The sequence below is a fragment of the Candidatus Rokuibacteriota bacterium genome (genome assembly GCA_016188005.1).
In the GTDB taxonomy this organism is placed as follows: Bacteria; Methylomirabilota; Methylomirabilia; order Rokubacteriales; family CSP1-6; genus UBA12499.
The window spans coordinates 1-11923 of sequence record JACPIQ010000090.1 but is presented as its reverse complement, the minus strand read 5'-3'; the positions used below and the strand labels follow the sequence as shown (position 1 = coordinate 11923).

The 11923-nt window shown below is 69.9% G+C and carries 13 protein-coding genes and 1 pseudogene; 13 read left to right on the top strand and 1 reads right to left on the bottom strand.

The features are described 5' to 3' along the window. The 9 genes and pseudogenes from HYV93_18100 to HYV93_18060 all read left to right on the top strand — a co-directional run bounded on the left by HYV93_18100 (position 1) and on the right by HYV93_18060 (position 6391). Positions 1 to 692: pseudogene (locus HYV93_18100) on the top strand (TIGR03619 family F420-dependent LLM class oxidoreductase). A gap of 7 nt (positions 693 to 699) precedes the next feature. Further along, positions 700 to 1704 (top strand): LLM class flavin-dependent oxidoreductase, encoded by a 1005-nt coding sequence (locus tag HYV93_18095; protein ID MBI2527883.1) that lies wholly within the window; start codon positions 700 to 702, stop codon positions 1702 to 1704. Positions 1705 to 1881: 177 nt separating this feature from the next. Next, positions 1882 to 2169, top strand: coding sequence for a hypothetical protein (locus HYV93_18090; protein MBI2527882.1), 288 nt, complete (start codon positions 1882 to 1884; stop codon positions 2167 to 2169). A gap of 69 nt (positions 2170 to 2238) precedes the next feature. Beyond that, complete coding sequence (locus HYV93_18085; protein ID MBI2527881.1) at positions 2239 to 2412, top strand: hypothetical protein; 174 nt, start codon at positions 2239 to 2241, stop codon at positions 2410 to 2412. After that, positions 2409 to 3503, top strand: a complete 1095-nt coding sequence (locus tag HYV93_18080) for a hypothetical protein (GenBank protein ID MBI2527880.1) — start codon at positions 2409 to 2411, stop codon at positions 3501 to 3503. The genes HYV93_18085 and HYV93_18080 overlap by 4 nt, the downstream gene beginning before the upstream one ends. Beyond that, complete coding sequence (locus HYV93_18075) at positions 3500 to 4357, top strand: uracil-DNA glycosylase (protein ID MBI2527879.1); 858 nt, start codon at positions 3500 to 3502, stop codon at positions 4355 to 4357. Before HYV93_18080 ends, HYV93_18075 begins: the two co-directional genes overlap by 4 nt. Continuing rightward, positions 4354 to 4923, top strand: coding sequence for a hypothetical protein (locus HYV93_18070; protein ID MBI2527878.1), 570 nt, complete (start codon positions 4354 to 4356; stop codon positions 4921 to 4923). Before HYV93_18075 ends, HYV93_18070 begins: the two co-directional genes overlap by 4 nt. 116 nt (positions 4924 to 5039) lie before the next feature. After that, positions 5040 to 5792 (top strand): M23 family metallopeptidase, encoded by a 753-nt coding sequence (locus HYV93_18065; protein MBI2527877.1) that lies wholly within the window; start codon positions 5040 to 5042, stop codon positions 5790 to 5792. Between the two features lie 110 nt (positions 5793 to 5902). Beyond that, positions 5903 to 6391 (top strand): 3-dehydroquinate dehydratase, encoded by a 489-nt coding sequence (locus HYV93_18060; GenBank protein ID MBI2527876.1) that lies wholly within the window; start codon positions 5903 to 5905, stop codon positions 6389 to 6391. Between the two features lie 104 nt (positions 6392 to 6495). Here HYV93_18060 and HYV93_18055 read toward each other — a convergent pair whose 3' ends face one another. After that, a complete protein-coding gene (locus tag HYV93_18055) occupies positions 6496 to 8181 on the bottom strand; it encodes an acyl-CoA synthetase (GenBank protein MBI2527875.1) in 1686 nt (561 codons plus the stop codon). A 496-nt stretch (positions 8182 to 8677) separates the two neighbouring features. On the opposite strand from HYV93_18055, the gene HYV93_18050 reads away from it, so the two are divergent. From HYV93_18050 to HYV93_18035, 4 genes are all read left to right on the top strand, one after another. Further along, entirely contained in the window at positions 8678 to 8872 is a 195-nt protein-coding gene (locus HYV93_18050; protein ID MBI2527874.1) for a type II toxin-antitoxin system HicA family toxin, read from the top strand. A gap of 11 nt (positions 8873 to 8883) precedes the next feature. Beyond that, a complete protein-coding gene (locus HYV93_18045; protein MBI2527873.1) occupies positions 8884 to 9099 on the top strand; it encodes a type II toxin-antitoxin system HicB family antitoxin in 216 nt (71 codons plus the stop codon). A 103-nt stretch (positions 9100 to 9202) separates the two neighbouring features. Continuing rightward, positions 9203 to 11317, top strand: a complete 2115-nt coding sequence (locus HYV93_18040; GenBank protein MBI2527872.1) for an SAM-dependent DNA methyltransferase — start codon at positions 9203 to 9205, stop codon at positions 11315 to 11317. A 78-nt stretch (positions 11318 to 11395) separates the two neighbouring features. Continuing rightward, positions 11396 to 11923, top strand: a 528-nt coding sequence (locus HYV93_18035) for a type IV toxin-antitoxin system AbiEi family antitoxin domain-containing protein (protein ID MBI2527871.1), incomplete at its 3' end; no start/stop codon positions are given.

Here is an 11923-nt window from a genome sequence, read left to right as displayed (position 1 = left end):
GGCGGGGGAGATCTCCCGCGCGAGTACGGATGCTTGCTCGATCCTTTCCGGCCCTCGGCGCCGCGGCGGCCGTGACGAGTCGGTTGCGCATCGGCACGGGCATCTGCCTCGTGGTGGAGCGGGATCCGATCGTCCTGGCGAAGGAGGTCGCGACGCTCGACGTGCTTTCGCGAGGCCGCTTCATCTTCGGGGTCGGGGGTGGGTGGAACGCCGAGGAGATGGCCGATCACGGCACCGACTTCGCCCTCCGCTGGCAGGTGCTTCGGGAGCGGGTCGCGGCCATGAAGGAGATCTGGACCAGCGAGGCGCCCCGGTTCCACGGGAGGTTCGTGAACTTCGATCGGTGCCTGGCGAACCCCAAGCCCGTGCAGCGCCCTCACCCGCCGATCCTCATGGGCGGCATGGGCGGGCACGCGCGCCAGCGGGCGGTCGACTGTGGCGCCGGCTGGATGCCGATCCACGGGCGGGAGGACATCGTGGCGGGCATCGAGGATCTCCGTCAGCGCGCCGAGCGGGCGGGGCGCGGGCCGGTCCCGGTCACGGTGTGGTCGGCGAAGCCCGACGCGGGGGTCGTGGGCGCCTACGTGAAGGCCGGGGTACACCGCATCGTCCTGACGATGCCGCCGCTGGGGCGCGACGCCGCGCTTGGCGTGCTCGACAGCTACGCCGCCTTCATCAAGGTCTTCGCCTGAGCGGCTGATGGAGTTTGGGATCTACCCGTCCGTCACCAGGCGCGGCGGGGATCTCCGGGTACTGTTCGAGGCGATCTGCGAGGAAGCAGCCGTGGCCGAAGCCTGCGGCTTCACCTGGTGCCTCGTGGGCGAGCACCACCAGGAGCAGGCGCTGACCTCGCCCCTGCTGACGGCCGGGCTGATCGCCATGCGAACCAGGCGCATCCGGGTCGGGACGGCCGTTCTGCTCCTGCCCTTGCATCACCCGGTCCACGTCGCCGAGCAGGCAGCGCTGATCGATGTTCTCTCGGGCGGACGCCTCGTGCTGGGTGTGGGGGTCGGCTACCAGCCGAAGGACTTCGCCGCGTTCGGCACGACGATGCGCCACCGGGGTGCCCTGCTCGACGAGGGGGTGGAGATCGTGCGGCGCTGCTGGACCGAGCGCGGCGTGACCTTTCACGGGCAGCACTTCACGCTCGAGGCGGTCGATCTCGGGGTGCGGCCGCGACAGGAGCCCTCCCCCCCCATCTGGATAGGCGCCGGCAGCGAGGTGGGGCTCCCGCGGGTTGCCGCGAAGGGGGATGCATGGCTGGCCAGCCGCGTGACGTCCCTGGCGACGATCCGGCGGTGGGCCTCGCGGTACCGCGACGCCGCGCAGCGGATCGGACGGCCAGCGCGGGTCTTCGCGCTTCGGGACGCCTGGGTCGCGGACACCCGCCAGGAGGCGGCCACCGTGTACGAGCGAGCCATGCGGGACTCGCTTTCGCAGTACGCCAGCAACGAGGCCTACGCCCGCCAGATGGAATCGCTCCTGGCCACGCGTGTCGCAGGGAACGGACCCGAGGCCGGAGACCACGTGATCCTGGGAACGCCCGACGACTGCATCGCTCAGATCGATCGGTGGGAGGAGGCGCAGGTGGATGGCCTCTTGCTCCGCTTCCGTCATCCGGGAGGGCCCGACCAGCGCGAGATCCTCGATGCCGTCCGACTGTTCGGCGAGACGGTGATTCCGGCAGTCAACAGGCCCCGGTGAACACGGGCAGCAGCGGGGGGGCACGGACGACCACATCTCCACCGTGACGGGATCCGGCGCGATCCGGCCTTCGCCGCGTACAATGCCTCCAAGGGCGGGCTCGACCTCTTGACCGGGGGAGTGACGGTCTCCCAACCGCCCATCGGGTGGGCACGTTCCGCGAACGGAGGGACGGAGATGAGCACACCGGGTATCATCCTCTACGACCCCACGGCGGAGAGCCGCGCCCGCGCGACCCCGCTGGCGCCGCGGCTGGCGAGCCTCGCCGGGCGGCGCGCGGGCATCCTCGACAACGGCAAGGCGAATGCGGGCATGCTCATGCTCGCGGTGGTCGAGCGCCTCAAGGCGCGGCACGGCGTGGCGGAGGTGGTCAAGCGCGAGAAGCCCGTCGCAGGTCCCCCGGCCCCCGAGATCGTCGAGGCGCTGTCCGCCTGCGACTTCGTCCTGGTCGGGAGCGCCGACTGAGGGTCGTGCACGTCGTGGAGTATCCACGGCGCCATCGTCCTCGAGCAGCGCGGCATCCCGACGGCTGTGATGGGCACGACCGAGTTCGAGGCGCTGGCGCGTCTCGAGGCGCGTAACCGGGGGCTCGAGGCGCTGCCGCTGGCCCTCGTTTCCCATCCCCTCGGCGGCATCCGCGCGGACGAGGTGCTGCGCAAGGCTGACGGGGTGCTCGAGGCGGTGGTCAAGGCGGTGACCCGACCATGACCGACCTCGGTGCTGCGGCGGGGACCTTCGTCTTCCCGGGCGGCTACGACCAGGTGGACGCCCACTATCAGGAGCGCGGCTGGACCGACGGGCTTCCCATCGTGCCCCCGACGGCTGCGGCCGTGGGCGAATTCCTCCGGTGGACCGATCGCGACCCCCGCGAGGTCATCGGCGTCCTGCCTCCACGGCAGGGCGAGGCCACCGTGGACCGCATCGCGGCGAACGCCGTCATGGCGGGGTGCCGCCCGGAGTACTTCCCGGTCGTCCTCGCCGCCATCGAGGCCCTCGCCGACCCCCGCTTCAACCTCGACTCGATCCAGGCGACGACGCACCCAGTCGCGCCGCTGCTCATCGTCAACGGCCCCATCGCGCGCGAGATCGGCCTCAACTCGGGCTACAACGCCTTCGGCCAGGGCGCGAGAGCCAACCTGACCATCGGCCGGGCCTTGCGCCTCGTGCTGATGAACGTCGGCGGCGGGCTGCCCGGCACGGGCGACCGCGCCACCCAGGGCAGCCCGGCCAAGATCGCCTCCTGCGTCGCCGAGAACGAGGCCGACAACCCCTGGGAGCCGCTGCACGTCGAGCACGGCCTGCCGCGTGACGTGAGCGCGGTCACGGTGATGGGCTGCGAGGGCCCGCACAACATCCAGGACCACTACAGCAACACGGCCGTGGGCGTCCTCAGCACCATCGCCGGCGCCATGGGCCAGGCGGGCAGCAACAACCTCCTCGGCGCCGGCTGGCCGCTGCTGTCCCTGGGGCCCGAGCACGCAGCCACCATCGCGCGCGAGGGCTTCACGAAGCGCCAGGTGAAGGAGTTCCTCTTCGAGCACGCTCGCTTCCCGCTGGCGCGCCTGGGGCCGGAGTACCGGCAGTATCAGATCGAGCGCCGCGGCGCCCGCGACGCCCCGGACGCCATGCTGCCCATCGTGCGGGCGCCGGAGGACATCAGCATCATCGTGGTGGGCGGGGCGGGGAAGCACTCCTCCTGGCAGCCGACGTTCGGCGACGGCACGCGCCCCGTACGACGGACGATCGCGCGCCGGGACGGCTCCCCGCTCCGGCGGGTGCAGGACCTCCGCGCGCGGTGAGTGTCACCGGCCGCGCGCAGGAGCGCAGCGCCAGGCTGCGCGCCCTCTCGCGGCGGATCGAGGCGTGCCGGCGCTGCCCGCGTCTGGTGCGTCACCGCGAGGCGGCCGCCGCGCATCCGCCGCGGCGCTACCAGGGCGAGCGCTACTGGGCGCGCCCTCTGCCCGGCTTCGGCGATCCCGCCGCGCGCGTCCTCGTGGTCGGGCTCGCGCCGGCGGCTCACGGAGGCAACCGCACGGGGCGCATGTTCACGGGAGACCGGAGCGGCGACTGGCTCTTCCGCGCCCTCCACGGCGCCGGGCTCGCCAACACGCCGATCTCGCGCGGCCGCGACGACGGGCTGCGCCTGCGTGGCGCCTACATCACCGCCGCGCTTCGCTGCGCGCCGCCGGCCAACAAGCCGACACCCGCCGAGATGGAGCGCTGCCGGCCCTATCTGATCGATGAGCTCGCGCTGCTGCGCCGCGTGCGAGTCGTGGTCGCCCTGGGCCGGATCGGCTGGGACGCCTATCTGCGGGCGCGCCGCGCGGCGGGGCTCTCGCTGCCGCGCCCGTTGCCCCGCTTCGGTCACGGCGCAAGGAGTCGCATGCCCGATGGCGTGATCCTCCTCGGCTCCTTCCACCCGAGCCAGCAGAACACCTTCACGGGCCGACTGACGCGCCCGATGCTCCGCTCGGTGTTCGCGGCCGCCGGGCGGCTGGCACGCCGGCGCCCGGCTCGGCCCCGGCCGCCGCTTGCATCGGTGGCGGCCAGTTCGGCGAGCGCCGGCAGGCCACGCTCCAATAGACAGGCCGGCGAGCGGCGACGAGAGTCGACATTCGAACAGCTCATCAAGAGGCGGAGGGGGAGGCGATGAGACGAGGAGTTCTCTTTCCAGGGATCGCGCTGCTTGGACCGTTCACCTGCGTGTTCGTCGCTGTGTTGCTCGCAGTCGCCTTGGCTGCGCCCGCGGGCGCTCAGGTGCATGTCGACATCGGCATACATCTCCCGTCGCCGCCTCGGCTCGTGGTCGTCCCCGAGGTTCAAGCCGTCCGATACGTACCGACCGTTTCCGCGAACCTCTTCTTCTACGGGGGCCAGTACTGGGCCTTTGCCAACGGCGGCTGGCACGTGAGCGCCGGGTACAACGGCCCCTGGATTGTCGTCGCCCCGAGCGTCGTGCCGCGACCCGTCCTGCTCGTGCCGGTGAACTACTACCGCCTCCCCCCCGGACACTGGAAGCAGTGGCAGAGGCAGCGGCCGCCGCGCTGGGGCAATGAGTGGGGACGGGAGTGGGCGGAGAAGCGGCAGTGGAAGGAACGGGATGACGATCACGACCGGGGCCGCGGCCGGGGTCACGACAGGGGCGACCGCAGGGGCGATGGCAAGGACCGCGGCAGGGGTGACGGCAAGGGCAAGGGGCACGGGCGGGGTGATCGGTGATCTGTTCATAGGTGATCCGGCAGAGGGTGGTCATGAGCTCATCGGGATCGAGTTCCGGTGCGGAGCAGGAAGCCCCCGAGGTGATGGTGTCGAGGCGTCGGGCACGAGGGCGCGTGATGGCGAGGCGGACCCTCTGGCTGACGCTGCTGGCGACTGTCCTGGTACTGGTGGGCGCCTCCTCCCCGTGGATCGCCCAGCGCGCGCCGCGATTTCTCTTTCCGGCCCTGGCCGCCGTCGGGGCCGTGCTGGTCGTGTGGTCGTTCGTCAACGCGCTGGTTCGGCTCGTCCGCCGGTATCGCGGCGACGGGCGGCTCCGGCTCTATCCCGTGGTCGTCAGCGTCGTCGCCATGGTGTTTCTCGTCATCCTGCCCGCGAGACACCTGCTGCGCGCGATGACCGCCCCGCCAGATGGGGCTCCGCGGATTCTCGCGGGCTTTGGCGACTGGCTGGGCTCGGAGGGCTATCCGCGGCCGAGTCCGCATCGCGGCATCGACGTTGCCGGCCGCCCGGGGGCGGACGTGCTGGCGGCGGCCGACGGCCGCGTCACCGTGGCGCGGGACACCGGCGATCTGTGCGGGCTGATCGTCGTGATCGCTCACGAGGCGCACGGCTACCGGACGGTCTATTGCCACTTCTCCGCGATCGCCGTGTCGGCCGGGGACAGCGTCAGGCGGGGCCAGCGGATCGGCGCCGTCGGCACATCGGGGCAGCGCGCGTGGCCGGGCTTCGAGCATGTGCACCTGGAGCTGCAGAGAGGGCGCGATCGCAAGGACATCGAGGACCCTCTGCCGAGAATCGTCGGCTGCTTCGCTGAGACGAGGCGGTACCCGCCCGACCGCCTGGTGCTCACCTACCCGGTGAAGTGCTGAGCCTCCGGCAGCCCAGGCGAGACCCTCGAGGCGGAGCGGTGAACCTGGAGCACACGAATGGTGGAGCCGCCGGTGGGCAGGGCGGACCGCCGGAAACGTGAGGGCGTTCCATGCCGCAGATCCTGCTGATCCAGGGCCCCAACATGAGCTATCTCGGCCGGCGGCAGCCGGAGATCTACGGCAGGACCTCGGCCGCGGAGCTCGACGCCATGCTGCGCGAGCACGCGCGCGCCAACGGCTACGACCTCACCATCTTCTATACCCACAGCGAGGGCGAGGCCATCGAGCGGCTCTACCGCGCGGCGGACGAGGGGATCGACGGGCTCGTCATGAACCCGGCTGGCTTCATATTCTCCGGCTACGCGCTGCGCGACTGCCTCCGCGCGGTGCCGTTCCCCTACGTCGAGGTCCACATCACCAACATCGAGAAGCGCGGGTTCCACTCGGTCCTGGCGGAGGCGGGTGTGGGGATGGTTGCCGGGTTCGGGGTGCAGTCCTACATCCTGGGGCTCGAGGCGATGCTGGAACACCTGAAGCATCGCGGCGGAGGGCGTTCCAGATCTGTCCGGAAGCGCGGCTCTTCGCGCAGCGGCCGGTAGGACAGCGCCGTGCGGACGATCCCGCGCTCGCTTGCGTCCGAGGGTCGCCGCACCTCTCGCCCGCGCCGCTGAGCCCCGCCGCGGCAGGTCCTCGCTCGCGCCCTCTACGCCGGCGCCCCGCGCGCCTGCTCCCGGAGCACGAACTTCTGGATCTTCCCCGTGGAGGTCTTGGGCAGGGGGCCGAAGACCACGTGCTTCGGCACCTTGTAGTGGGCGAGCCTGTCCCGGCTCCACTGGATCAGCTCCTCGGCGATGACGGGCGGGGCGCCGGGCCTGAGGGTGACGAAGGCGCAGGGGACCTCGCCCCACTTCTCGTCGGGCCTGGCGACCACGGCGGCCTCCATCACGGCCGGGTGGCCGTAGAGGACCTCCTCCACCTCGAGGGAGGAGATGTTCTCGCCGCCCGAGATGATGATGTCCTTCGAGCGGTCCTTGATCTCCATGTAGTTGTCCGGGTGCCAGACGGCGAGGTCGCCCGAGCGGAACCAGCCGCGGCGAAGGGCCTCCCGAGTGGCGCGCGGGTTCTTGAGATACCCCTTCATCACCGTGTTCCCGCGCAGCATCACCTCGCCCACGGTGCGGCCGTCCCGGGACACGGGCTTGAAGCTCTTCGGATCGGCCACGATGAGATCCTCCATCGTGGGGTAGCGGACGCCTTGGCGCGCCATCTTCTCGGCGCGCGCCTTGAGATCGAGCCCCTCCCAGTCCGCCTGCCAGGCGCAGAGCGTGGCCGGGCCATAGGTCTCGGTGAGCCCGTAGAGGTGCGTGACGCGGAAGCCCATGGCCTCCATGGCGGCGATCACCGTGGAGGGGGGCGCGGCGCCGCCCGTCGCCACCTCCACGACGTGGTCGAACGTGCGCTTCACCTCCTCGGGGGCGTGGATCAGCGTGGTCAGCACGATGGGGGCACCGCACATGTGCGTCACCCGGTGGCGCTCGATGGCGGGGAAGATGAGCGCCGGCTCCACGCGGCGCAGGCACACATGGGTGCCGCCGGCGGCCGTCACCGCCCAGGTGTACGTCCACCCGCTGCAGTGGAACATGGGCAGGGTCCAGAGGTAGACGGAGGCCGGCGTGAGGCCGAAGGCCAGTGCATTGCCGAGGGCGTTGAGATAGGCGCCGCGGTGATTGTAGACGACGCCCTTGGGGTTGCCGGTGGTGCCCGAGGTGTAGAGCAGGCAGATGGCCTGCCACTCGTCGGCGGGGCCCCGCCAGGCCCACTCGGGATCGCCCTCGGCGAGGAAGGCCTCGTAATCCTTCCCGCCGAGGAGCCGCCCGCCCGCGTGGAGGGGGTCGTCGATGTCGATGACCGTGAGCTTCCGCTTGACCATCCCCAGGGCCTGGCCCACGGTGTCGGAGAATTCCCGATCGGTGATGAGCAGCCTGGCCTGGCCATGCTCCAGGATGAAGGCGATGGTCCGCGCATCCAGCCGGTAGTTGAGCGCATTGAGCACGGCCCCCGTCATGGGGACGCCATAATGGGCCTCCAGCATGGCCGGGACATTGGGGGCCATCACCGCCACGGTGTCCCCGCGCCCGATCCCGCGCCGCCTGAGCGCCGAGCCCAGTCTCCGGCAGCGCCCGTAGAACTCCGCGTACGTGAGCACGCGCTCCCCGTGGATGACCGCGGCCTTGCCAGGGTAGACGGTGGCCGCCCGGGAGAGGAAGGAGAGCGGCGTGAGCGGCGCGTAGTTCGCCGGCCCCCGGTCGAGGTCCTCCTCGAAGGGATTCGTCCTCGGTGTCTTCGGCCCGGGGGCCTTCGTCCTGGCAGTCTTGCGGCGCTCGGCCACGGTCGCCTCCTCGGATCAGGAATTCGTCTGCCGCGATGATAGGGCGACTCCGGGGCCCGGTAAAGCCCGGAGAGCCCCCCGCGGATGCCCGCACAGCGCGTGTGGTGATAGCGACCCGCCTTCGACCCGGGACACGGGCTTGGAGCCGACCGAGCGCGGCCGCCCTTGCCCGCCCGAGGGGTGGCCGCTATAGTGGGCGTGCCAGCATGAGAGGGGGCGGTCGAGATGGTTCTCCTGCGATCAGGCGGCTCGTCCAGGCGCTGCCCGGCCAACGCCCAAGACCTCCACCGTGCACCGGCCGCCCTTTGCAGCCCGGCCGACCGCGTGCTCGCATCGTGAGCCGCTGGGCGGCGTCCGCCGGCACGCGCGCCAACATATGCTCCACAATCTCGCAGCCAATCAAGGCGTGGCCACACCTGGCGTTTCGATGGCAAGATATGGGGAGTGACATCTGCGGCTCCAGTTGCCCGGCAACGAGGGTGATACCGAGGAGTATGTGAAGGTCGCAGAACTGATTCGACTGCTCGCTGAGGATGGATGGCAGCTGGCACGAACTCGCGGCAGTCACCGGCAGGACAAGCATCCGAGCAAGCGAGGCACCGTTACGGTGGCCGGCAAGCCGAGTGTGGACATTCCGCCTGGCACATTGAACGCCATCCTCAAGCAGGCGGGCCTCCAGAAGGAGAAGTGAGCATGGGATTGATGCGCTACATGGTGGTCGTCGAGCAGGGAGAGACGAGCTGGGGGGCGCATGTCCCCGACCTACCGGGCTGTGTGGCAGTAGGCGAAACTCGCGAGGAAGTGCTACGGCTAATCCGCGAGGCCGTGGAGTTTCACATCGACGGCCTGAGGCAGGACGGGTTGCCGGTGCCGGCACCATGCTCGCAGGGAGAGTTCGTCGAGGTCGGTGCCGCGTAACCTTGGCATCCAGCCGACGGCGCTTCGCGCCGCGGCTCATCCCGGCGTTGGACGGCGCCGGTGACACTGCGGCCGGAGCCTGCGGTCATGGAGACCGACGTCAGTGAACCATAGCGAGATCGTGAGCTTCCTGTGGGGGGTCGCGGACCTGATCCGCGACACCTTCAAGCGGGGCAAGTACCAGGACGTGATCCTTCCGCTCACGGTGCTGCGGCGGCTCGATTGCGTGCTGGCCCCGACCAAGGAGAAGGTCCTGGGCAAGCAGACCGAGCTGCGTGGCAAGAAGCTCGAGAACCTCGACCCGCAGCTCCGCAAGGTTTCGGGCTTCGCCTTCTACAACACCTCGCGCTACAACTTCGAGAAGGTCCTTGGCGACGCGCCGCACCTGGCGGCGAATCTGCGGAACTACATCGCCGGATTCAGCCCGAACATGCGCGAGGTGCTGGAGAAGTTCGACTTCGACAACACCATCAGCAAGCTCGACGAGGCGGGCCTCCTCTTCCAGGTGCTCGAGCGCTTCAAGAACGTGGACCTGCACCCGGAGAAGATCGACAACCCCACGATGGGTACGATCTTCGAGGAGCTGCTGCGCAAGTTCAACGAGGCGCTGAATGAGAACCCCGGTGAGCACTTCACGCCGCGGGACGTCGTGCACCTGATGGTGGATCTGATGCTGGCGGGGGACGAGGCCCACATCCGCGCGAGAGGCGTGGTCCGGACCGTCTACGACCCGTGCTGTGGCTCCGGCGGGATGCTCATGATCACGAAGGAGCACATCACGGTGGGCCTCCGAAGGAACGGAGAGGTCATCCGTCCGCCGATCAACACCGGGGCGGAGATCCACCTCTTTGGCCAGGAGGTGAACCCCGAGACGTGGGCGGTCTCGAAGTCGGATCTGTTCATGAAGGACCCGACGGGGCGGGACGCGGACAACATCGCCTACGGAACCACGCTGTCGAACGACCGCCACGCAGGCACGAGCTTCGATTACCTGATCGCCAATCCCCCTTACGGCAAGGACTGGAAGCGGGACGAGGACGCCGTGCGCGCCGAGCACGAGCGGGGTGCGGCGGGCCGCTTCGCCCCGGGGCTCCCGCGGATCAGCGACGGCCAGCTCCTCTTCCTCCTTCACATGCTGGCGCATGCCAAGGACCCGAAGGAGGGCGGTTCGCGCATCGCGATCATCATGAACGGCTCGCCGCTCTTCACGGGCGATGCCGGGAGCGGGGAGAGCGAGATCCGCCGCTTCATCCTGGAGAACGACTTCCTCGAAGCCTTGATCGCCCTGCCCGAGCAGCTCTTCTATAACACGGGCATCGCGACGTACGTGTGGGTGGTCACCAACCGCAAGGCCCGCCACCGCCGCGGCCGGGTGCAGCTCATCGACGCCACGTCGTTCTGGGTGCCGATGCGGAAAAGCCTCGGCGACAAGCGCCGCGAGATCCCGCTCGACCGCGCGCAGGACGTCCTGAAGATCCTCGCCGACTTCAAGGACGGCGACACGCGTACGGTGGCAAAGGACGGGAAGGAAGAGGAGGTTGTCGTCAGTAAGATCTTCCCCACGACCCACTTCGGCTTTCGGAAGATCACCGTCGAGCGCCCGCTGCGGCTCAGCTTCCAGGCCATCCGTGAGCGCGTCGCGCGCCTCGAAGAGGAGCGGGGGTTCCACGCTCTCGCGCAGTCGAAGAGGAAGGGCGCCGCGGGCGCGAGGGAGCAGGCCGAAGGACGCGCCCAGCAGGAGGCGATCCGCAGGCTCGTCCGCACGCTACCGGACACGCTGTTCAAGAACAGGGAGGAGTTCGAGCGGGTGCTCGAGGGCACCGCCAGGAAGGGGGGCGTGAAGCTCTCCGCCCTCGTCAGCAAGGCGATTCTCTCCGCGCTTTCCAAGCGTGACGAGACGGCGGCGATCTGCCGCGACAGGCAGGGCAGCCCCGAGCCCGACCCGGAGCTGCGCGATACGGAGAGCGTGCCGCTCGGCGAGAGCGTCGAGGCCTTCTTCGCGCGAGAGGTGGCGCCGCATGTCCCGGACGCCTGGATCGACGTGGACAGGCGCGACCCGAAGGACGGCCAGGTGGGCCTCGTCGGCTACGAGATCAACTTCAACCGGTACTTCTACCGCTACACGCCCCCGCGCCCCCTGGAGGAGATCGAGGCCGACATCCGCGGCATCGAGGCGGACATCCTGCGGATGCTGGCCGAGGTGACGGGCGGGAAGTGAGCGGCGCCGGCGCCGCGGAGCAGAACATAACGTCGGGACTTGTGAACAAACCCCGACGTCTTGTACAATGGCGGCATCGTGGCGAACAACAACGAACGGAGAACACTCCAGATCATTCGCCGGCTCGGGGTCGTGCGGGCCGCCGACCTCGAGGGGCAGGGCATTCCGCGTCGGAGGCTGTACAGGCTCGTCCGCAAGGGCAAGGTGGCGCGTGAGGCCCGCGGGATCTACGTCGTGAGCAATCACCCTCACACTGCCGACCACGCGCTCGCCCAGGTCGCGAAGCGGGTCCCGAGCGCGGTGATCTGCCTGCTCACGGCGCTGCGCTTCCACGAGCTGACGACACAGCTTCCGGCGGAAGTGTGGATCGCCCTGCCCGAGAAAGCCCGCAAGCCGCAGCTCGACTACCCGCGGCTCAGGGTCAAGCGCTTCTCCGGGGCGGCCCTCACCGAGGGCGTCGAGACCCACAGGATCGAGGGGGTCGAGGTCCGCGTGTACTCGGCGGCCAAGACGGTCGCCGACTGCTTCAAGTACCGCAACAAGGTCGGGATCGACGTCGCCGTGGAGGCCCTGCGTGACTTCAGCCGCCGCTACCGCGGAGGCGCG